This is a genomic window from Pseudomonas sp. B21-054 (assembly GCF_026016345.1).
In the GTDB taxonomy this organism is placed as follows: domain Bacteria; phylum Pseudomonadota; class Gammaproteobacteria; order Pseudomonadales; family Pseudomonadaceae; genus Aquipseudomonas.
The window spans coordinates 2,438,825-2,458,206 of the sequence record NZ_CP087204.1; the positions used below are offsets into that span (position 1 = coordinate 2,438,825).

Sequence of the window (19,382 nt, forward strand, 5' to 3'; positions counted from 1 at the left end):
GCTATAGCAGGTGTTTTTTTGTTTGCTGCGGTTTTCCCCTTTTAGGGCCACAGTCTCTTGACAGTACAGTCGGTGAGCAGCGCGCTGGCGACACCGAGCTGACTCACTTGGCAGAACGTTCCATGACGGCCCTGCAGTTGCCTCTCATCCTGCAACAGCCGACCGCTACCGATTCACGGCTTCAGGCACCAGCAACCCAGACGCCAATGCGACAAAGCTCTCCACCACCTGCTCGGACGCCCTGTGCGGATCATCGGCATTGGCGATCCACAAGGACGCGCCGAGCAGGGCGCCCATGATCAGGCGCGCCGTCGCTTCAGTGTTGACCGGGCGAATCGTTCCCTCATCGATCAGCCGTTGGATGCTGTGTTGGGTGCTGCGGATGCACGCGTTCTGGCTGGGCCATTGCGAGGGATCGCCCAGCACTGACGGCCCATCGAGGAACACAATGCGTTGAATTTCAGGTTCCAGGGACATCTTGATGTACGCGATGGATTCATCGATGAAGCCGTCCCAGATCGTGGCCGCCTCATCGATGATGACCGACAGGCGCGCCATCATTTCTTCGTCGATCTGGGTGATAACGGCCTGCAGCAAGCCTTTCTTGTCACCGAAGTGATGGTATAGCGCGCCCCTGGTGAGCCCCGCTTGGGCGGTCAGATCGTCCATCGAACTGTCTGCATAGCCTTTCGTCGCGAAGGCCTCCCGTGCTGCCTTGATCAGCTTGCCGCGGGTCTCCGAAATCATGTCCGCACGCTTCTGCGCCATCGAGCGTTTTCCTCATAAAAAATTTAACATGCACGGCGTATGTCAGTTGACATACGCTGCGTATGTCGTATTGTTGCTCACATACGAGGCGTATGCAATCGACATGAAGATCTGCTTCTTCAGTCCGGTGACGCCGCTTTTCAGCACAGGATACCGAGCAATGCGTGAGCAGCGCGATCCCGAGAGTTCATTCACCAGCGTCGGCCAAGGCAAAACCCTCGGCCTGATCGTCAATCCTGTTGCGGGCATGGGCGGCCCGGTGGGTTTGAAGGGCACCGACGGCCCCGACGTCCTGCTAGAAGCGCGACGCCGTGGTGCGCGGCCGGTCTCCAGCGAGCGCGCCGTGCTCGCGCTCAAGCGCCTGGCCGCCTCATCCATGCCTTTTCGCTTGCTCACCGGCTCTGGCGCGTTGGGCGAAGACGTTGCACGCGCCGCTGGTCTCGACCCTATCGTCATCTACCGCTCAACCTCCGAGTCGAGCCAAGCCGATGACACGCGGAGCGCGGCGATTGTCATGGCCTACGCCAATGTTGATCTACTGCTTTTCGCCGGCGGTGATGGCACGGCGCGGGATGTGCTGGGAATGGTCGGTGACCGGGTGCCGATCCTCGGTATCCCGACGGGCGTGAAAATGTATTCCGCCGTTTTCGGTACCAATCCCGAAAACGCCGGAAACCTCGCCGCACGTTTTATTGCCGGCGAGCCTTCGGTGCGCTTTCGCGAGGCCGAGGTGATGGACATCGATGAAGCGGCCACGCGAAATGACCAGGTGTCGGCGCAACTCTATGGCTACGCACGCAGCCCTTATGAACGTCACCTCGTACAAAACGCCAAATCCGGCTCCATTGCCAGTGACAACCTGGCGCTGGACGCCGCCTGTCGGCAGGTCGTTCGAGAGATGCGGCCGGGCTGCCTGTACCTGTTGGGTCCCGGCACCACCACGCGGCGCGTGATGACCGAACTCGGCCTGCCATCGACGTTGCTGGGTGTCGATGCCGTACTGAACGGCACGCTGGTGGGCTCTGACCTCAACGAACACCAGTTGATCCGGCTGATGGAGGGCTACGAGACCCGCATCATCGTCGGCGTCCTTGGCGGGCATGGCAGCTTGTTCGGCCGTGGCAATCAGCAGATCAGCGCCGAGGTCATCCGCCGGGCAGGGCGCGAGCACATCATCGTGATCGCCTCGATGGACAAGCTGCTCTCCCTCGACGCCGGTTGCTTGCGCGTCGACACCGGCGATGCCCAAGTCGACACCACGCTCAGCGGCCATATACGCGTGCACACAGGACCTGACCGGTCCGTCTTTTTCAGGGTTCGATCCTGACCATTTGTTCCATCCGAAACCGAGGTTAACCCCATGAGCAATCATGTCGCCCACCCCTACATGGCGAACTCCGTACCCGCCCTCAAGCAGGAAATGCTGGACTCCATTGGTGTTGACAGCATCGAGGCACTGTTCCAGCAAATCCCCGAGCAACATCGCCTGCAACGGCCGATCAACCTGCCGCCAGCCCTGAACGAAAGTGAGCTGCGCCGACACCTGGTCAGTACGCTGTCGAAGAACAAGACCTGCGAGCAGAACCTCAACTTCCTCGGCGCCGGCTGTTGGCAGCATCACGTCCCGGCGGCCTGCGACGAGGTGGTACGGCGCAACGAATGGCTGACATCGGTGTTCGGCGAGCCGAGTTCCGACCACGGGCGCAACCAGGCCTGGTTCGAGTTCTGCAGCCAGCTCGGCGAGTTACTGAATATGGATCTGGTCGGTCTGCCCGTGCGCAGTTGGGGCTGTGCCGCCGGCCACGCCATCCGCATGGCCACACGCATCACCGGGCGCAACGAAGTGGCGGTGGTCCGTGCCATCGACCCGGAGCGGCTGTCGATCATTCGCAACTACTGCGAACCGGTCGACATGCCGAGCCACATCGTCGTACGCCTCGTCGACTATGATCCGAACACCGGTTTGCTCGACCTCGATCACCTGCGCGCCTCGATCGGCGCGCAAACCGCCGCTGTGTATTTCGAAACTCCGTCCTACTTCGGGGTGATCGAACAGCAAGGCGCCGAGATTGCGGCGATTGCCCATGCGGCGGGCGCCGAAGTGATCGTCGGTGTCGACCCTATTTCCCTGGGCGTGCTGGCAGCCCCCATCGATTTCGGCGCGGACATCGTGGTCGGTACCACGCAGCCGCTCGGCGTGCACATGAATTGTGGCGGCGGCGTCAGCGGCTTCATTGCAACCCGCGACGAAGCTCTCTACGCGCATCAGTACCCGACGCTGTTTATCAGCATCGCCGAGACCACCCAGCCCGGCGAATACGGTTTTGGCCTGAGCCTGTTCGAACAATCCTCCTATGGCTTGCGTGACAAGGGTAACGACTGGACCGGTCACTCGGTGTACATGTGGGCCATCGCCAACGCCGTGTACATGGCCATGATGGGGCCGCAAGGCTTTGAAGACGTGGGCAAGGTGATTCTGCAACGGGCTCACTACGCCGCCAAGTTGCTGGCTGAAATTCCAGGGGTAGGCGTGACATTCACGTCCGGTTTTTTCAAGGAGTTCGTGGTCAATTTCGAGGCCACCGGGCTCAGTGTGAAAGACATCAACAAGCAGCTGCTCGCACTGGGGATCTTCGGCGGCAAAGACCTGACGCAGGATTTCCCGGAGCTGGGGGCCAGTGCGCTGTATTGCGTCACCGAGATTCACACCCAGGCAGATATCGAGCGTCTGAGCGCTGCACTCAAAAAGGTAATCGCACAATGAACACCACACTCAAGGAATACCACGCCCCCGTCTGGAGCGAACCGGTCATTATGGAAATGGGCTATCCCGGTCGCCGCGGTGTGATTTTTTCCGAGGTCGAAGCCGACGTTCAAACAATGGTCGGCAGCGCCGCTGATTTGATTCCCGCGACCATGCGCCGCTCGCGCAAACCGGCGTTGCCGGAAATGTCCGAGCCCGAAGTGCTGTATCACTACTTGCGCCTGTCGCAGCAGACCCTGGGCATGATGAATATTAGCCTGTTCGGCACCTGCACGATGAAGTACAACGCGCAGATCAACGAGGCCATGGCCTGGCGCCCGGAAATCACCCACATGCATCCCTATCAGGACGAAGATACCCTGCAAGGCGCGCTTGAAGTGGTGCATGGCATGGACACCATCCTGCGCGAGTTGTCCGGGATGGATCAGTTCATCTTCCAGGCTGGCGGCGGTGCCGACGCGGCCTATACCAGTTGCGCCGTGACCCGCGCCTACCATGCGTCCCGTGGTGAACTGGCCCAGCGTGACGAGATAATCACCACCCTCCAGACACACCCCAGCAGTGCCGCGACGGCTGCGGCGGCGGGGTTCAAGGTCATCACGCTGATGATCGAGGAAAACGGCTATCCGTCGCTCGAATCGCTGAAGGCTGCGGTGTCCAACCGTACTGCCGCATTGATGGTGAACAACCCCGACGACATGGGCGTCTACAACCCCGAGATGCGCGAATGGGTGCGCATGGTGCATGAGGCCGGAGGCCTGTGCTTCTACGATCACGCCAACTTCAATGGCGCGATGACCAAAATCCGCGCCCGCGAACTCGGGTTCGATGCCTGCATGTTCATGCTGCACAAGACCTTCGGCGCGCCCAAGAGTGGCGTCGGCGGCCCCGCTGTCGGGGCTTATGGCTGCTCGGCGGAACTCGCACCGTTCTTGCCGGCGCCAGTGGTCGCCTTTGACGGTGAGCGCTATCGCCTCGACCATGACCGTCCACAAAGCTGCGGCAAGATCCGCGAGTTCTGGGGCAATGTCCCGGTAATTCTCAAGGCCTACGCCTGGTCTCGCGCCATGGGGGCGGCGGGTATGGCTGAGGCCTCGGATATTTCCGTGCTGGCCAACAACTACATGGAAAAAGGCCTGCTGGCCATTCGCGGCGTCACCCGTTCCCATCCAGAGGCCACGAGTCCGCGGATGGAAATGACGCGCTACAGCCTTGAGCAACTCAAGGAAGACACCGGGGTGGATGTCCACGACGTGCAGAACCGCATGAGCGATTTCGGGATTGATCCGATGTGGAGCAGCCACCACCCATGGCTGGTGCCCGAGCCGTTCACCCCGGAGCCGGGCGAAATGTATGGCAAGGAAGCGCTGGACACCTGGATTGCGGTGCTCGCGCGAATCTCTGACGAGGCCTACTCTAATCCCGAGATCGTCAAAACCTCGCCGCATAACCAGGCGATCCACCGGCTCAAGAGCGCGCCACTGGAAGACCCGCAACACTGGGCCATGACCTGGCGCTCGTACGTGCGCAAGAACGATAAACGTACGGCTTGAACCAGCGATGGCATCGATGCAACGCCCCGTCGATCAGGCGGGGTCGTGATTCACACCTGTTCAGAGCCAACAATCAGCCATTGGAAGTGCCCCGGCGTGCTACGCGGCTAGGGACTTCCCCACAGGAAAACCTCATGTCGATTTTCGAAACGGGCCTGGCGCCCTCGCCAGTCAATCATGTCGCACTCTCACCCCTGAGCTTCATCGAGCGCACGGCCTCGGTCTACGGTGAATATCCGGCGGTGATCCACGGCGAAGTACGGCGTAACTGGCAACAGACTTATGAGCGCTGCCGACGCCTGGCCAGTGCGCTCGGCGGGCGGGGTATCGGCAAGGGTGATACGGTCGCGGTGATGCTGCCCAACATCCCGGCCATGCTTGAAGCGCACTTCGCCGTGCCAATGATTGGCGCCGTCCTCAATACCCTCAATGTACGGTTGGATGCGCCCGCCATTGCCTTCATGCTGGAGCACGGTGAAGCCAAAGTGTTGATCACCGACCGTGAATTTCACGAGGTGATCCGTGAAGCCTTGAGCCTGCTATCCAGTCCGCCCCTGGTGGTTGATGTGGACGACCCGGAGTACGGCGCAGGCCAAGCGCTCAGCGATCTGGACTATGAAGCCCTGCTCGCTGAGGGCGACCCGCAATTCGCCTGGCAATGGCCTGAGGACGAATGGCAAGCCATCGCCCTCAACTACACGTCCGGCACCACCGGCAACCCGAAAGGCGTGATTTACCACCACCGTGGCGCCTATCTCAATTCGCTGGGCAATCAGATGACCTGGGCCATGGGCAATCATCCGGTGTACCTCTGGACGCTGCCAATGTTCCATTGCAATGGCTGGTGCTACCCGTGGACCGTCACCGCACTGGCCGGCACCCATGTGTTTCTGCGCCGCGTGGAGCCTGAGAAAATCCTTACCCTGATCAATCAACACCAGGTCAGCCATCTGTGCGGCGCGCCCATTGTGCTCAACGCGCTGGTCAACCTGCCGGACTCGGCCAGGGTCACTATCGATCACCCGGTCAACGCCATGGTGGCGGGCGCCGCGCCGCCGGCCAAGGTCATCGGTGCGGTGGAGGAAATGGGCATCAAGATTACCCACGTGTATGGTTTGACCGAGGTTTACGGTCCCGTGACCGTTTGTGCCTGGCACGCGCAATGGGATGAGCAACCGCTCGATGAGCGGGCGAAGATCAAGTCACGCCAAGGCGTGCGCTATCCGACGCTGGAAGGCCTGATGGTCGCTGATCCGCAGACCCTGGAGTCGGTGCCTTGCGATGGGATCAGCGTCGGCGAAGTCTTCATGCGCGGCAACACGGTGATGAAGGGGTACTTGAAGAATCCCGAGGCCACCCGTGAGGCATTCCAGGGCGGCTGGTTTCATACCGGCGACCTGGCGGTTCGTCACCCGGACGGCTATGTCGAAATCAAGGATCGTCTCAAGGACATAATCATCTCGGGCGGAGAGAATATTTCCACCATCGAGGTTGAGGGTGTTCTGTATCGTCACCCGGCGGTACTGGAAGCGGCGGTGGTCGCCCGTCCGGACGAAAAATGGGGTGAAACCCCGTGCGCCTACATCACCCTCAAAGCCGACTGCCAGGATATTCGGGAAGCCGACATCATCCGCTTCTGTCGTGAGCATCTGGCAGGGTTCAAGCTGCCGAAAACCGTGGTGTTCAGCGAGTTACCGAAAACCTCGACGGGCAAGATCCAGAAGTACGTGCTGCGTGGCTGGGCCAGGGCACTCTGAAAAGGAACCCGCTTGATCGATGACCGGTACTTTTCGCAGTCGGGATACGCACATGGCTCGCCACTCAACTACGGACGGATTCATTACATCGCATCATAAATGAAGTTCCCAGCCCCATCTTTATCCACCGCCATGTAACTTTTTACCATCCCCTCCATGTCGCCGCCCCATCATTCCGGTGGGGGGCTCACTGGAGACTGTCCCATGCCTTTCATCAATGTTCGTATCACCCGTGACGGCGTTACCCAGGAGCAGAAGGCCCAGGTGATCGCTGAGATCACTCAGACCATGCAGACGGTGCTCAACAAGGATCCGCACCTGACCCACATCGTCATTGACGAGGTCGACACCGATAACTGGGGTTATGCCGGTATGACCACCACGCAGTACCGCAAGGGGCTGGCGGAGTCGAAATCATGACGCGTACGGCCAGTATCGATTGCGTGTCGGACGTGGTGTGCCCTGGGTGCGCGCCGTCGGTAACGGCGCTGGATCAGGCGATTGGCAATCCCGCCGGCCAGGTTGCTGTCGAGCTGAGGTTCAAGCCCGCCGAAGCCTGATTGCACAACTTATCCATCCATTTTTTACTTAGCGAGAAATCATCATGAGCCATGCAAAAAAAGTCGTTGTGGTTACCGGCGCTTCCCAAGGTCTCGGCGCTGGCATTGTCGAGGGATTCCGTAACCTGGGCTATCAGGTGGTTGCGACTTCCCGGTCGATCAAGCCATCGAGCGATCCAGACATCCTTACCGTGGCCGGTGACATCGCCGATCCTGCCACTGCCGAGCGCATCATCCGCGAAGGCGTGGCCCGCTTCGGTCGCATCGATACGCTGGTCAACAATGCCGGGGTGTTCCTTGCCAAGCCTTTCACCGATTACACCCTCGAAGACTATGTGAACGTCGTGGCCACCAACATGGGCAGTTTCTTCCACATGTCGCAACAGGCCATCGCGCAAATGGAAAAACAAGGCGATGGCGGTCACGTGGTCAGCATCACCACCACGCTGGTCGACCACGCGGTGCAAGGCGTGCCCTCAGTGCTGGCGTCGCTGACGAAGGGCGGCATGAACGCTGCCACCAAGTCCCTGGCCATTGAGTACGCCAAGCGTGGGATTCGGGTCAACGCCGTTTCGCCCGGCATTATCAAGACCCCGATGCACAGCGAGGAAACCCACGCAGCGCTCGGCAGTTTGCACCCGGTCGGCCACATGGGTGAAGTCGAGGACATCGTGGGTGCGGTCCTGTACCTGGACAGCGCGGCTTTCGTCACCGGGGAAATCCTCCACGTTGACGGTGGGCAAAGCGCCGGTCATTGATCACGGCAGAGTCGTTTCGCCACCCGGTTGGCGGCACTTGGACATGTTTCAGGGTAAACCTGAGGCAGCCAAGGGTCGCCTGCATCAACCGTAAGAAGCCCCTACGAAAAAACCAAGGGACGCTGATCATCGATGATCGAGGGATGCTCGATCATGTGCTTCGTCAACTTCGACCAGGGTTGCGTAACCGTCATAACGATAGATTCGCTGTTTGTCACGGGCATAGCCGTCATCCAGGAATTCGAGGGTTGCCAGGTCGATGCGCTTGGCACTCAGCGGGCGCCGGTGGCAGAACAGCTTGCGCGTGCCCAGTTGTAAAAAATCGGGATGCGGTACGCGGATTTCATCAGGATCGAAATTCACATCCAACGGCTTGCCTTCACAGAGGATCAGTGTCGGACTGACCGCATAAATACCGAGAAAGCGGGTAGTGGAGGGATGTAAATGTTTTTTCGCTTCGCCGTAGTAATACACGGCCGCTCGATCCTTGGCCCAACCATGACCACAGGATTGGAACGTATCCGCTTGTGCCTTACGAATCAGCTCGGGAGGATGATAAAAAATCCTGTGGCAGAACACTTGTTTACCGTCAGTCAGGTAGGGCTCACCCAGTGAACGGAAATGCTCCGCAGACTCCTGGGAAAACCGTTCGGGTACTTCCGTGTCGGCGTTATGGTATGGGATCAGATACAAGCCGTTGGCGTCGCCACACAGGTGCGTGTCCAGCACTCTGAAACTCGCCGCGTCCAGCCCATTGATGACGCGACCGTGGAAATACACCTGGCGGCCCTGTTCGAAGCCGCGACCGAGGTCACGCAAGAGCTCTGTTTTCGTGGGCATTTGCGGTGCTTCAGGCGCTGTCTGTAAGCGGTGCCACCAATAGTCCTTCAGCTGCGGATGGGCTTCGAAGTAAGGGGCCCATGCCTGTTGCATGGCCGCATCGATGACGCCGCCAGAGCCCAGCGGGCCATGCTTGTCACCGACCAGCACGGGCGAGTAATCCTGATCACTCTGATAGAGCTGGGTCACTACGAAGCTCTCTACGTCGACATCAAGGCGTTTATGACGCCGATAGACGTGCTGGTGATCACGGTAATAATCGAACCCCAGGTGACGAAAGCTCGGGCCATGGGCATCACGCAGACGGGTTCCGGCTGCATAGACGTACTTGTCGTCCACGGCAAAATACTCATCCTCGCGTTCGCTGGCGCCGACCACGCGCCCGCAGGCATCGAACGCCGGCTGCCAGCACTTGAGCAGGTGGAAGTCGCCCACGTAGCGAATGGTCTTTCCGGTCAGGTAATAGGCACGTTGGCGGTCTTTGGCGTAGCGTTCGTTAAGCACGCTGAAGGTTGCCGGGTCGACCTTGTCGATGCGGTAGAAGTATTCGTATGAAACGCTCGAGCCTTGCTGCGCTTGCACGATGATCGACTGCCCATCCGTTCCCCAGCGACGGGCGAGCATCTGGAAGTCGTATGGTTTGGCGACCGGCAGCGGCGAGCCGTCCTTCTGGTGCAGAGGGTTGAAGCCCTTGTAGACCTGATTGTCGATCACTCTATAGGACGGGTGATTGCAATAACGAACCCGGGCCGTGGCGCTGGCGATAAATTGCCCATGCAGAAAGATATTCTCGCCATCACTGAACAGCGCGCAAGCGGCAGTTACCGATGCCGGCGATGATTCCAACAGGGCAAGACGGTCGGGTCTTGCCTGTGGGATTTCTGTGATCGAGTAGTCGCCCAACCAATAGGCGCCGGTTCTATCACGCCAGTATTGATAGCCCAGACTTTCCAGGCCCTTGTCGAAACGAAACGGTAGTGCATGAAGCACGTGGTAACCGTGGCGCTCCAGGTAAGCGGGAAGCAGGTAGTAATCCCGCAGCGCATCGCGCAGGACCTGAGGATTGCGTCGATGCCGCCAGACCGGTTGGCCGACACGCAAGGGGGAGGGCGGGTAATGCCCATCGCTGGCGCACCGAGCTAACTCGCGGGGTTGCATACCTTCAGGGGTGAGCAACATGTACACATCAGGCACTTGCCCGTCGCCCAGCAGCGCACCGTCCATGAAGGCGAAGCCTTGATGCCATTCAAGGTTCAGCGGTTCCCAGTCAGCAATAGCCGTTTCTATGCTTGTCATGTTATTGCGACCTGAACGTCTGGTGGTTGGCCAAGGACATCTCACCCGTCTCAGCGCTGTTTTTTTCAGCCGTTGCAGCAGACTGGACTACATTTTTTGCTGCGGGGCTCGACACTGGCGAGGCAGGGGTAAGCGTGTATATACTTTGGCAAATTTTGTCAAAAGCAGGCAAAGCCATGAGCACTATGAATATCTCCCTGCCAGACGCTCTTAAATCCTTTGTAGATGATCAGGTTAGCCAGCGAGGCTACAGCACCAGTAGCGAATATGTGCGCGAGTTGATTCGCAAGGATCAGGATCGCCAGCAACTGCGCGGTCTGGTACTCGCTGGGGCTGAGTCGGCTCCCGCTGCGCCTGTGAACGGCGACTACTTCGAGTCCCTGCGTGCCAAGGTGCGCAAGGGCTAAGGATGAAGGAGAAACCCGTCATTGCGCGAGCCCTTGCTAACCAGGATGTAGAGGACGTCATCAGCTATTACCTTGGTGAGCACGCCGAGCAGGCGGCACTCAGTTTCATTGATGCCCTGGAAAACGCCTATACCCATATCAGCCGCCATCCGGCATCGGGTATGTCCCGGTACGCCCATGAGCTGAATTTACCTGGATTGTTCTGCTGGCCACTGAAACGCTATCCCTACCTAGTGTTCTACGTCGAGCGTGATGAGCACATTGACGTATGGCGTGTTTTACATGGCACGCGGGATATCCCTGAATGGTTGGTTGAAAGCTCCCTCCATTAACAGGTTGGAATGGGTGTCATCATGAATTCAGCGAGCCGAACGGCCAAAATAACGTAGCCCAATCTAAAAAGATTGGGCTTTTTCACGCCTGAGACAATGAAGCACCAGGCCAGTGGTCGACGCTGCCGTGATCAGAAGATGAACTTGAACAGCGCAATGACCACGATCAGGCCGATGATGAAAATGATGCCTACGGTACCGCCAAGGAATTTCAACATAACAGTGCTCTCATCAGGTGGGCTTAATCTTCTAGACCACCCTCGACAACGCTCGTTTCGTTGGATATTCACCCACGGACAAATCAATGCACTGCCCAGGACCTTGGCACCGGAACATGCTCGAACTTTGAAATGGTCTTGATCCAATAGCGGCGATACTCAGTCTGGTCTGGCGCCAAGGGTTTGTGGGTTGACCAAGGATGTTCGGCCTTCAAACTGGCGCGGTAGGCCTCCCATTCTTTTTGCTCGGCCACTTCCCTGGCTTTGGCTCTGTCATCGAACCAACCCAGGACGTAGGCGTCGCCCTGATCCGTGCCGTGCGCTATCAGCAGATAAATGTCAGTCATTACGGTCCCACCGTTCAATCCTGAAAACCAGTCACTGGGGTCTTATCAGGGTATCGGCAGCTGCTTTGTGTTTTTGAGATTTATTGATGATGGCGTGGAAAACCGTCGGGAGATAGACAGCCACACCGCATCCGGCCTGTCGGCTCACTCAACCTCGCGGTTCAGCCACCATCAGCAACGACTGCGGCACCGGGCTTTGCGGGTGCTGCGGCTCCTGCAGGCCGGCCAGTCGAAAGCCGGCCATCTCCAGGGCATTGAACCAGCTGGACAAGGTGCGAAAGTACCAGGGCATAGGCTGCCACTGGCCCTGGAACCCGGCGAAGGTTTCTTCTCGCCACCCATCCTGATAGTTTCCCGCCGCTACGCTCCACGGATGCAGGGTCTGGATCACCAATGCGCCGCCAGGGGCGAGCAGGGCGTTCATGGCGGCGAGCAGTGGGATGATGTCCTGGTGGAGCAAGGCGAAGTTGGCGCAGATCAGGTCGTAGTCGCGGCCGATGTCCACCTTGGCCTGGGCCAACGCTTCGTAGTTCGCCACATGCACCTGGGAAGAGCCCGCCGCCCGCGCAGCGTCGACCAGCGTTGCATCGCCGTCCACGCCGACCGCTTCGATAGCCCGCTCAGCCAGGGCCCGCAACAGCCAGCCCTCGCCGCAACCCAGGTCGAGTACACGCTTGGGTTGGCGGCCTAGCACTGCCAGCAGGATGGCCTGGTCGGTGACCTTGATGCGGCTTTCGAGGGCGCCGCTGCGCACGGCTTCGATCCAGGATTGGGCATTGTGCTGCCAGCTTTGCAGAAGGACGGATTCGGGAGTGGGCATCGCCATGTCCTGATGCTTGGGTTGGATACAAGGATAGGACAAATGCGGCTGGCCTGGGCACGGTTATCCCTACCAGCCTTTTACCCCGCTCATATCGGGCAGTTTGTGGGCGATGCCCTTGTGGCAGTCAATGCAAGTGGCCTCACCGTTGGCCAATGAGGTCGAGTGCATGGCTGAGGCGCGCTTGCTCTGGCGGGTAAAGTCCATGAACTCGAAGTTGTGGCAATTACGGCATTCGCGCGAGTCGTTGGCCTTGAGCCTGGCCCACTCGTGCTCGGCCAGCTCGCGTCGCAAGGCCAGGAATTTGTCACGGGTATCGATGGTGCCGAAAATCTTGCCCCACACCTCTTTCGACGCTTGCATCTTGCGCGCGATTTTATGGGTCCATTCGTGCGGCACATGGCAGTCCGGGCAACTGGCGCGTACGCCGGAGCGGTTGGTGTAGTGAATCGTGTCCTTGAGTTCGACGAACACGTTGTCGCGCATTTCATGACAGGAGACACAGAACGTCTCGGTGTTGGTGGCTTCCAGCGCGGTGTTGAAGCCGCCCCAGAAAATGATCCCGGCGACAAACCCCCCAAGCGTCAGGAACCCCAGGCTGTAGTAAAGGCTCGGACGACGCAGGACACCCCAGTAGTCCTTAAGCAGGGCGAACAGTGCTTTCATGTTGCGTCCTCAAGGTTTCTGCCCGGCGTTGGCGTCGTCTTGCAGAATTTTGTCTATGGTCTCGAAACTGTTGTTCACCAGGGGTTTGGTTTCTGTTTGTGGCACGTGGCATTGATTACAAAAGTACCGACGCGGTGACACCGCTGCCAGCGCCTGGCCATCGCGGTCCATGTAGTGGGTGATGCTGATCATCGTGGCCTGGGTCCGCGCGCTGTTGGCACGGCTATGACAGGACAGGCACTTGTTGCCGTTCGTGTCGACCTGATAACCACGGATGGTGTGGGGAATGGTCGGCGGCTGATCCGGGTAATTGCGCTCGCGCTTGAGGTCCTTGTTTTCTTCGTCGGCAAGGGGGGGCGCGGGCATGCTCTGGGTCAAGGTGCCGCCGGGCCGACGTCCGTCCGGCGCAGGCGCATCGAGTGGGTAGTCGATCTCGGCGGCGATGACCACGCCAATCGCCGCGAGCAGGAGCAACGGCAGGGTTCGCAAAAGCATGACGGTTCTCCTCAGGCCACGCTGATCAACTCGATGCGTATCGCGCATTTTTTATAGTCGGTTTGCTTGGATATCGGGTCGGTGGCATCCAGCGTGACCTTGTTGATCAGTTTGTTGGCGTCGAAAAACGGCACGAACACCAGCCCTTGCGGAGGCTTGTTGCGCCCACGGGTTTCGATGCGCGCACGGATTTCGCCACGTCGGCTGATCAGCTTCACTTCGCTGCCACGCCGCGCCTTCAAGGCCTTGGCATCCTCGGGATGCATGTAGACCAGCGCGTCCGGTACCGCCTTGTATAACTCTTCGACGCGTTGGGTCATGGTGCCGGTATGCCAATGCTCCAGGACGCGTCCGGTGCTCAGCCAGAAGGGAAAGTCGGCGTCGGGGCTTTCGGCGGGCGGCTCGTAGGGGAGGGCGAAGATGATCGCCTTCTTGTCGGGGTAACCGTAGAACTGCACCTCGCTGCCTTTCTCCACGTAGGGGTCCAGTCCTTCGCGGTAACGCCAACGGGTTTCCTTGCCCTCGACCACCGGCCAACGCAGGCCCCGTTCGCTGTGGTAACGGTCGAACGCGGCCAGGTCATGCCCGTGGCCACGACCGAACTGGGCGTATTCCTCAAACAGGCCTTTTTGCAGATAGAAACCGAAGGCCTTGGCTTCATCGTTTTTGTACCCGGCTTCTATCTGATCGACGGGGAACTGGTCGACCTGGCCATTTTTGAACAGCACATCGAACAGGGTCTTGCCCTTGAGCTCAGGTGCCTTGGCCAGCAATTCGGCGGGCCAGGTTTCATCGGTGGTGAAGCGCTTGGAAAATTCCAGCAACTGCCACAGGTCCGACTTGGCGTCACCTGGCGCGCTGACCAACTGATGCCAGAACTGCGTCCGCCGTTCGGCGTTGCCGAAGGCGCCTTCCTTTTCCACCCACATGGCGCTGGGCAGAATCAGGTCGGCGGCTTGGGCGGAAACGGTCGGGTAGACATCGGAGACAATCACGAAATTATCCGGGTTACGCCACCCCGGCAGGACTTCCTGCATGATGTTCGGCCCGGCGTGCATGTTGTTGCTGGCCTGGGTCCAATAAACGTTTAGCACGCCGTCCTTGAGCATGCGGCTCTGTTCGACCGCGTGAAAACCGGGTTTTTCCTGAATGGTGCCCGCCGGGAGTTTCCAGATTTTTTCAGCAATGGCGCGGTGCTTGGGATTGGTCACCACCAGGTCGGCGGGCAACCGATGGGAGAAAGTCCCCACTTCCCGTGCCGTGCCGCAGGCTGACGGCTGGCCGGTCAGCGAGAAGGGGCTGTTGCCCGGCTCGCTGATCTTGCCCGTGAGCAGATGGATGTTGTAGATCAGATTGTTGGCCCAGACACCGCGGGTGTGCTGGTTGAACCCCATGGTCCAGAACGAGACGACCTTGCGCTTGGGGTCGGCATACAACTCGGCCAGGTTTTTGAGACGCTCAGCGGGAACCCCGGTCTCCTTGGCGGTTCGTTCCAGTGTGTAGGGTTTGACGAAGGCGGCGTACTGCTCGAAAGAAATGTCCGTCCAGGTGTTGGCCTTGGCGGCATTGGCGGCTTTTTTCTCCCGTGGGTCGTCAGGGCGCAGGCCGTAGCCGATGTCGTCGGCGCCTTTGGCAAACCGAGTGTGCTTGCTGATGAAGTCCTGGTTCACCGCGCCGCTTTCAATGATGTGATTGGCGATGTAGTTAAGGATCATCAAGTCTGTTTGCGGCTTGAACACCATGGGGATGTCGGCGAGTTCGAAGCTGCGATGCTCGAAGGTAGACAGCACCGCCACTTTCACATGGGGCTGGCTCAGGCGCCGGTCGGTGACCCGGCTCCAGAGCACCGGGTGCATCTCGGCCATGTTCGAGCCCCAGAGCACGAAGGCGTCGGTGGCTTCGATGTCGTCGTAGCACCCCATCGGTTCATCCATGCCAAAGGTGCGCATGAATCCCATCACCGCCGAGGCCATGCAATGGCGGGCGTTGGGGTCGATGTTATTGGAGCGAAAGCCGCCCTTCATCAATTTGTTGGCGGCATAACCTTCCCACACCGTCCATTGCCCGGAACCGAACATGCCGACCGATCCAGGCCCTTTGCTTTTCAAGGCTTCCTTGAATTTCAGTTCCATGATGTCGAAGGCTTGCTCCCAGCTGATCGGCTGGAACTCACCCTGTTTGTCGTATTGACCATTTTTCATGCGCAACAACGGCTGGGTCAGGCGATCGACGCCATACATGATCTTTGAAAGAAAATAGCCCTTCACGCAGTTCAGCCCACGATTGACTTCGGCCTTGACGTCGCCGTGGGTGGCGACCACTCGGTTATCACGGGTCGCGACCATCACGCTGCAACCGGTGCCGCAGAAGCGGCAGGGCGCTTTGTTCCAGTCCAGGGTGACCATGTCGGCTTCGGTCACCAGGTTACTGGCGCTCGTCACGATTGGCAGGCCGGCAGCGGCGGCGGCAATGGCGGCGGCCTGGGTCTTGACGAAGGATCGGCGGGTCATGCTCATTCGATATCTCCTTCGGGTTCGAGGAGTTCGTGATAGATCAACGCAGCATTGAGCACACCCGGGAGGTTGTTGATCTGATCGATGCGTTGAAGAATCTGGCTTTCATGGACGGCTTCAAGGACCACCACCAGTTTTCCCGCCGCACTTTCCTGATGCAGTTCCAAGCCCTCCAGCAGACGCAGATTGGCTTTAACGGCATCGAGCAATTCAGGTCGGGCAAGTACCAGGAGACTGGCAATGTGCAGGGCTTCGTCCATGAGCTGGCTCCCATAACCTTCAAGAAAGGTGATCAGTCAGTTGGGTGGTCCTGGCGGGCCATACAGCATCTGGAAGAACCAGACGAGGAAGCCGTAGCCGCCGACGATAGCGACGGACAACAACGGAAAGAGGCAGACGACAAGGAAGAGGAAAAGCCGGGTTTCCTTGCGGCGATCAGGTTTGCGTTCTTCAGCCAATGACATGGGGACATCTCCAGCTGATCCTGCGTTGATACTAGGTCATGCTGTCGTATCCGGTCGCTCTAGCGACCAACGGTCAATCTTCTTGTCCAGGCAATGGCGGTTTCATTCCAAGCGGTTTTTAGGTCTGCTGCTATGCGGCCGTCGATTTCATCCTGCTGTCGCTCGCGGTATCCCGGAACAGGCGAGGTGACATGCCGAACGTCGATTTGAAATGCCGGCTGAAGTGCGAGCTGCTGCCATAGCCCCAGGCATACGCGATCTCGGTAAGCGAGCGATGGGCATGTTCCCGGCTGCGGTCGGGCAGTCTGTCATATCCTTCATCTGGCTCAGGAATGGCGTCGAAGACGATGATAAACAGTAGCGATCATTTATCGTTGGCGCGGGGGCTCAGCAGCAGCGGACAACGGCTTCAACGATCACTTCATGACGTGCTGTCAAACAGCATTTGCCATGGCGCGCCGGATTCAATACAGGCGCATGCGGGCGCTCTGGACGCGGCCCAATGGGTTATCAAGACACCGTTGGAAACGCGGCGTGGATTACCTGAGTTCCTAGAGCCTTATTTGTCCCAGGCACTCGGCGCCGCGCCCAGAACCGATGAACATCTGGAGGCGCTGCTGGAGGCGTTGAGCACGCTGCTGCCTCATGTCGCCTGGACTCATCGCCAGGCTCAGGCAGGCCAGGACGACAGGTTCGTGCAAAGGCATCGACATGGAATGATCGCCGGCCCGGGAGGACTGTTTGAATGTTCCTCCATGACCCTGGGATTGGCCCTCATGGCGCCTGATACCGACTATCCCTTCCACCAACATCCTCCGGCTGAGTTCTATCTCGTTCTTTCCCCAGGCGACTGGTATCGAGAGGACGTGGGTTGGTGGAGTCCCGGAGCAGGGGGCGTTGTCGTCAATCCTCCTTCCTGCATCCATGCAATGAGATCAACGCACGTTCCACTGTTGGCGCTGTGGGGGTTGATTCATTGACGTCGTGCCATCGTTCAGAGGCTGAGTATGTCGGTAGCCACCCGATGGCGGAGGCCAATAACGATGCGCACTGTGCATGAGGCCCCGCGGCCCCAACTCGGCATTATCTTGTGCCTGCTTTCAATGCTGCTCTTTGCAAGCCAGGACGGCATCACCAAGGTGCTGGTCAAGGACCTCCCGGTCGCGCAGCTCGTCATGGTGCGCTATTGGGTATTCCTTGCGTTTGCTATTGGCTATAGCGTCTATCAAGGGCGCCTGCGGGTTGCCTGTCGAAGCCGGCATCCTGTTCTCCAGATCCTCCGGGCGCTGATTGGGGTCGGTGAAAGCGCTTTGTTCGGATTGGGGCTGCGTTACCTGGGAATGGCTGAGATGCATGCCTTGTATGCGGTCTTTCCCCTGATGACCTTGGCGTTGGCGGGCGCGTTCCTGGGCGAGGCCATCGGGATTCGTCGATGGATGGCCGCTGCCCTCGGTTTCATGGGAACCTTGGTCATCCTGCGTCCAGGGAGCGGTGTTTTCGAACTTGCCGCGCTGATTCCCCTGCTGTCGGCCTTGGGTTTTGCGATCTTCAGCGTGCTGACCCGGCGAATCAGCCGGGATGATTCCTTCGCGACGAACATGCTCTACATGGGATTCTTCGGGGCGATAGCCATCACGCTGTCAGGCCTGCCAGGATGGGTTTCTCCGAGCCCGGAACAGTGGGGCCTGATCGTTGTGCTTTCCACGATAGGCATGGTGGCGCAGCTTTTATTCCTCCAGGCGCTCAAGTATGCAACGGCCGGTGCGCTTCAACCCTTCAACTACACGCTGTTGGTGTTTGCCACGTTCATCGGCCTGTTTGTATTCGGCGAATTGCCTGATATATGGACAGTCGTGGGCGCGGGGTTGGTGGTCATCGGTGGTCTGTTTGCGCTTAAGGCGAAAGGGTAGGGGGTGTTATTGATGTTACGTGCAGAGAGCCGTCCCTGGCTCTCTCAGGTGCAACAATTTAGAACTTGAACCGCCCCACCAACCCCTTGAGCTGCCCGGAAATATCGGTCAAACGCCCCGAGCCGGTCTGTGCCGAATGGGCAAACTCTTCCACCAACTGCGCATCGGCATGGATCTGCGCGATGTGTCGGTTGATGTCTTCGGCCACCTGATGCTGTTCTTCAGCGGCCGTAGCGATCTGGGTGTTCTGGTCGCGGATCGAGTCCACCGAGTTGCGGATCTTGTCGAAACTGTCGCGGGCCTGTTGGATGCGCTCGACGCTGGTTTGCGACGTTTGCAGGCTGCCTTGCATCTGCAGGGTGACTTCCTGGGTACGCCGCGCGAGGTTGCCCAGCAGGCTGTCGATCTCGCCCGTGGAGTCGGCCGTGCGTCGTGCCAGGGCGCGGACTTCGTCGGCCACCACGGCAAACCCACGGCCCTGGTCGCCGGCACGTGCCGCTTCGATGGCGGCGTTGAGCGCCAGCAGGTTGGTCTGTTCGGCAATCGAGCGAATGGTGTCCAGGATGGTGTTGATGTTCTTGCTGTCCTGCTCCAACGCCTGCATGGTCTGGGTCGACTTTTGCAGATCCTCGCTCAGTCTCAGCACGCTGCCGGTGGCTTCGCCGATATGCTGTTGCCCATCGTGCACATCGCGGTAGCCCTCGTCCGCACTGGTGGCGGCCTGGCTGCACGAGCGGGCCACTTCGTTGGCGGTGGCGACCATCTCGTTGAAGGCGGTGCTCACCAGCTCTACCGCTTGACGCTGGCGCCCGGCGGCTTCATTCATGTTCTGGGCCACTTCACTGGTGTCGGCCGCCGCATTTTGCAGGTCGGAAGAGGCGCTGCCGATGCGCTGCACCAATTGCGCGATCATG

At 59.3% G+C, this 19,382-nt stretch carries 21 protein-coding genes and 1 pseudogene; 11 read left to right on the top strand and 11 right to left on the bottom strand.

The window, feature by feature from the left end; genetic code table 11:
• Positions 1-165: 165 nt before the first annotated feature.
• Complete coding sequence (locus LOY70_RS10995; protein ID WP_265036550.1) at positions 166-768, bottom strand: TetR/AcrR family transcriptional regulator; 603 nt, start codon at positions 766-768, stop codon at positions 166-168.
• 160 nt (positions 769-928) lie between these two features.
• Between LOY70_RS10995 and LOY70_RS11000 the strand changes: the two genes are divergently transcribed.
• From LOY70_RS11000 to LOY70_RS11030, 7 genes are all read left to right on the top strand, one after another.
• Complete coding sequence (locus LOY70_RS11000; protein ID WP_265036552.1) at positions 929-2,095, top strand: ATP-NAD kinase family protein; 1,167 nt, start codon at positions 929-931, stop codon at positions 2,093-2,095.
• 33 nt (positions 2,096-2,128) lie between these two features.
• Complete coding sequence (gene gcvPA / locus LOY70_RS11005; RefSeq protein ID WP_265036554.1) at positions 2,129-3,532, top strand: aminomethyl-transferring glycine dehydrogenase subunit GcvPA; 1,404 nt, start codon at positions 2,129-2,131, stop codon at positions 3,530-3,532.
• Positions 3,529-5,085 (top strand): aminomethyl-transferring glycine dehydrogenase subunit GcvPB, encoded by a 1,557-nt coding sequence (gene gcvPB / locus LOY70_RS11010; RefSeq protein ID WP_265036556.1) that lies wholly within the window; start codon positions 3,529-3,531, stop codon positions 5,083-5,085. Before gcvPA ends, gcvPB begins: the two co-directional genes overlap by 4 nt.
• 134 nt (positions 5,086-5,219) lie before the next feature.
• Positions 5,220-6,842 (top strand): acyl-CoA synthetase, encoded by a 1,623-nt coding sequence (locus LOY70_RS11015; protein WP_265036558.1) that lies wholly within the window; start codon positions 5,220-5,222, stop codon positions 6,840-6,842.
• 204 nt (positions 6,843-7,046) lie between these two features.
• A complete protein-coding gene (locus tag LOY70_RS11020; RefSeq protein WP_265036560.1) occupies positions 7,047-7,262 on the top strand; it encodes a tautomerase family protein in 216 nt (71 codons plus the stop codon).
• On the top strand, positions 7,259-7,402 hold the full coding sequence (locus LOY70_RS11025; RefSeq protein ID WP_413776630.1) for a hypothetical protein: 144 nt from the start codon (positions 7,259-7,261) through the stop codon (positions 7,400-7,402). Before LOY70_RS11020 ends, LOY70_RS11025 begins: the two co-directional genes overlap by 4 nt.
• Positions 7,403-7,446: 44 nt before the next feature.
• Positions 7,447-8,160 carry an SDR family NAD(P)-dependent oxidoreductase gene (locus LOY70_RS11030; RefSeq protein WP_265036562.1) on the top strand — a complete coding sequence of 238 codons (714 nt, stop codon included), beginning with the start codon at positions 7,447-7,449 and terminating at the stop codon, positions 8,158-8,160.
• A gap of 126 nt (positions 8,161-8,286) precedes the next feature.
• Here the strand turns inward: LOY70_RS11030 and LOY70_RS11035 are convergent, their stop codons facing one another.
• Complete coding sequence (locus LOY70_RS11035; protein ID WP_265036564.1) at positions 8,287-10,296, bottom strand: DKNYY domain-containing protein; 2,010 nt, start codon at positions 10,294-10,296, stop codon at positions 8,287-8,289.
• Between the two features lie 176 nt (positions 10,297-10,472).
• Here LOY70_RS11035 and LOY70_RS11040 point away from each other — a divergent pair, with 176 nt between their 5' ends.
• Positions 10,473-10,703, top strand: a complete 231-nt coding sequence (locus LOY70_RS11040; RefSeq protein WP_265036566.1) for a type II toxin-antitoxin system ParD family antitoxin — start codon at positions 10,473-10,475, stop codon at positions 10,701-10,703.
• A 2-nt stretch (positions 10,704-10,705) separates the two neighbouring features.
• Complete coding sequence (locus LOY70_RS11045) at positions 10,706-11,035, top strand: type II toxin-antitoxin system RelE/ParE family toxin (protein ID WP_265036567.1); 330 nt, start codon at positions 10,706-10,708, stop codon at positions 11,033-11,035.
• 301 nt (positions 11,036-11,336) lie between these two features.
• Here LOY70_RS11045 and LOY70_RS11050 read toward each other — a convergent pair whose 3' ends face one another.
• The 8 genes and pseudogenes from LOY70_RS11050 to LOY70_RS11085 form a co-directional block, all read right to left on the bottom strand.
• A complete protein-coding gene (locus tag LOY70_RS11050; RefSeq protein WP_123341722.1) occupies positions 11,337-11,600 on the bottom strand; it encodes a hypothetical protein in 264 nt (87 codons plus the stop codon).
• A 148-nt stretch (positions 11,601-11,748) separates the two neighbouring features.
• Positions 11,749-12,420 carry a class I SAM-dependent methyltransferase gene (locus LOY70_RS11055; protein WP_265036569.1) on the bottom strand — a complete coding sequence of 224 codons (672 nt, stop codon included), beginning with the start codon at positions 12,418-12,420 and terminating at the stop codon, positions 11,749-11,751.
• Between the two features lie 69 nt (positions 12,421-12,489).
• Positions 12,490-13,086, bottom strand: a complete 597-nt coding sequence (locus tag LOY70_RS11060) for a cytochrome c3 family protein (protein WP_265036571.1) — start codon at positions 13,084-13,086, stop codon at positions 12,490-12,492.
• A 9-nt stretch (positions 13,087-13,095) separates the two neighbouring features.
• Positions 13,096-13,581: a nitrate reductase cytochrome c-type subunit gene (locus LOY70_RS11065; protein ID WP_265036573.1), complete on the bottom strand. Its 486-nt coding sequence runs from the start codon at positions 13,579-13,581 to the stop codon at positions 13,096-13,098.
• Positions 13,582-13,592: 11 nt separating this feature from the next.
• Positions 13,593-16,097 (bottom strand): nitrate reductase catalytic subunit NapA, encoded by a 2,505-nt coding sequence (gene napA, locus LOY70_RS11070; protein WP_265036575.1) that lies wholly within the window; start codon positions 16,095-16,097, stop codon positions 13,593-13,595.
• On the bottom strand, positions 16,094-16,354 hold the full coding sequence (locus tag LOY70_RS11075; protein WP_265036577.1) for a chaperone NapD: 261 nt from the start codon (positions 16,352-16,354) through the stop codon (positions 16,094-16,096). Before LOY70_RS11075 ends, napA begins: the two co-directional genes overlap by 4 nt.
• Positions 16,355-16,390: 36 nt before the next feature.
• Positions 16,391-16,558, bottom strand: coding sequence for a periplasmic nitrate reductase, NapE protein (napE, locus tag LOY70_RS11080; RefSeq protein WP_265036578.1), 168 nt, complete (start codon positions 16,556-16,558; stop codon positions 16,391-16,393).
• A gap of 130 nt (positions 16,559-16,688) precedes the next feature.
• Positions 16,689-16,853: pseudogene (locus LOY70_RS11085) on the bottom strand (helix-turn-helix domain-containing protein); the annotation flags it as partial.
• Positions 16,854-16,890: 37 nt separating this feature from the next.
• On the opposite strand from LOY70_RS11085, the gene LOY70_RS11090 reads away from it, so the two are divergent.
• On the top strand, positions 16,891-17,538 hold the full coding sequence (locus LOY70_RS11090; RefSeq protein WP_265036580.1) for a dimethylsulfoniopropionate lyase: 648 nt from the start codon (positions 16,891-16,893) through the stop codon (positions 17,536-17,538).
• A gap of 63 nt (positions 17,539-17,601) precedes the next feature.
• Positions 17,602-18,468 (top strand): DMT family transporter, encoded by an 867-nt coding sequence (locus LOY70_RS11095; protein WP_265036582.1) that lies wholly within the window; start codon positions 17,602-17,604, stop codon positions 18,466-18,468.
• A gap of 58 nt (positions 18,469-18,526) precedes the next feature.
• Here LOY70_RS11095 and LOY70_RS30135 read toward each other — a convergent pair whose 3' ends face one another.
• A complete protein-coding gene (locus tag LOY70_RS30135) occupies positions 18,527-19,381 on the bottom strand; it encodes a methyl-accepting chemotaxis protein (protein WP_405045647.1) in 855 nt (284 codons plus the stop codon).
• Position 19,382: the final 1 nt, after the last annotated feature.

What these genes read in the sequence shown, in the direction of transcription:
- LOY70_RS10995 (WP_265036550.1), bottom strand. Translation starts at nt 768, where the DNA reads ATGGCGCAGAAGCGTGCGGACATGATTTCGGAGACCCGCGGCAAGCTG.
- LOY70_RS11000 (WP_265036552.1), top strand. Translation starts at nt 929, where the DNA reads ATGCGTGAGCAGCGCGATCCCGAGAGTTCATTCACCAGCGTCGGCCAA.
- gcvPA (WP_265036554.1), top strand. Translation starts at nt 2,129, where the DNA reads ATGAGCAATCATGTCGCCCACCCCTACATGGCGAACTCCGTACCCGCC.
- gcvPB (WP_265036556.1), top strand. Translation starts at nt 3,529, where the DNA reads ATGAACACCACACTCAAGGAATACCACGCCCCCGTCTGGAGCGAACCG.
- LOY70_RS11015 (WP_265036558.1), top strand. Translation starts at nt 5,220, where the DNA reads ATGTCGATTTTCGAAACGGGCCTGGCGCCCTCGCCAGTCAATCATGTC.
- LOY70_RS11020 (WP_265036560.1), top strand. Translation starts at nt 7,047, where the DNA reads ATGCCTTTCATCAATGTTCGTATCACCCGTGACGGCGTTACCCAGGAG.
- LOY70_RS11025 (WP_413776630.1), top strand. Translation starts at nt 7,259, where the DNA reads ATGACGCGTACGGCCAGTATCGATTGCGTGTCGGACGTGGTGTGCCCT.
- LOY70_RS11030 (WP_265036562.1), top strand. Translation starts at nt 7,447, where the DNA reads ATGAGCCATGCAAAAAAAGTCGTTGTGGTTACCGGCGCTTCCCAAGGT.
- LOY70_RS11035 (WP_265036564.1), bottom strand. Translation starts at nt 10,296, where the DNA reads ATGACAAGCATAGAAACGGCTATTGCTGACTGGGAACCGCTGAACCTT.
- LOY70_RS11040 (WP_265036566.1), top strand. Translation starts at nt 10,473, where the DNA reads ATGAGCACTATGAATATCTCCCTGCCAGACGCTCTTAAATCCTTTGTA.
- LOY70_RS11045 (WP_265036567.1), top strand. Translation starts at nt 10,706, where the DNA reads ATGAAGGAGAAACCCGTCATTGCGCGAGCCCTTGCTAACCAGGATGTA.
- LOY70_RS11050 (WP_123341722.1), bottom strand. Translation starts at nt 11,600, where the DNA reads ATGACTGACATTTATCTGCTGATAGCGCACGGCACGGATCAGGGCGAC.
- LOY70_RS11055 (WP_265036569.1), bottom strand. Translation starts at nt 12,420, where the DNA reads ATGCCCACTCCCGAATCCGTCCTTCTGCAAAGCTGGCAGCACAATGCC.
- LOY70_RS11060 (WP_265036571.1), bottom strand. Translation starts at nt 13,086, where the DNA reads ATGAAAGCACTGTTCGCCCTGCTTAAGGACTACTGGGGTGTCCTGCGT.
- LOY70_RS11065 (WP_265036573.1), bottom strand. Translation starts at nt 13,581, where the DNA reads ATGCTTTTGCGAACCCTGCCGTTGCTCCTGCTCGCGGCGATTGGCGTG.
- napA (WP_265036575.1), bottom strand. Translation starts at nt 16,097, where the DNA reads ATGAGCATGACCCGCCGATCCTTCGTCAAGACCCAGGCCGCCGCCATT.
- LOY70_RS11075 (WP_265036577.1), bottom strand. Translation starts at nt 16,354, where the DNA reads ATGGACGAAGCCCTGCACATTGCCAGTCTCCTGGTACTTGCCCGACCT.
- napE (WP_265036578.1), bottom strand. Translation starts at nt 16,558, where the DNA reads ATGTCATTGGCTGAAGAACGCAAACCTGATCGCCGCAAGGAAACCCGG.
- LOY70_RS11090 (WP_265036580.1), top strand. Translation starts at nt 16,891, where the DNA reads ATGGCGTCGAAGACGATGATAAACAGTAGCGATCATTTATCGTTGGCG.
- LOY70_RS11095 (WP_265036582.1), top strand. Translation starts at nt 17,602, where the DNA reads ATGCGCACTGTGCATGAGGCCCCGCGGCCCCAACTCGGCATTATCTTG.
- LOY70_RS30135 (WP_405045647.1), bottom strand. Translation starts at nt 19,381, where the DNA reads ATGATCGCGCAATTGGTGCAGCGCATCGGCAGCGCCTCTTCCGACCTG.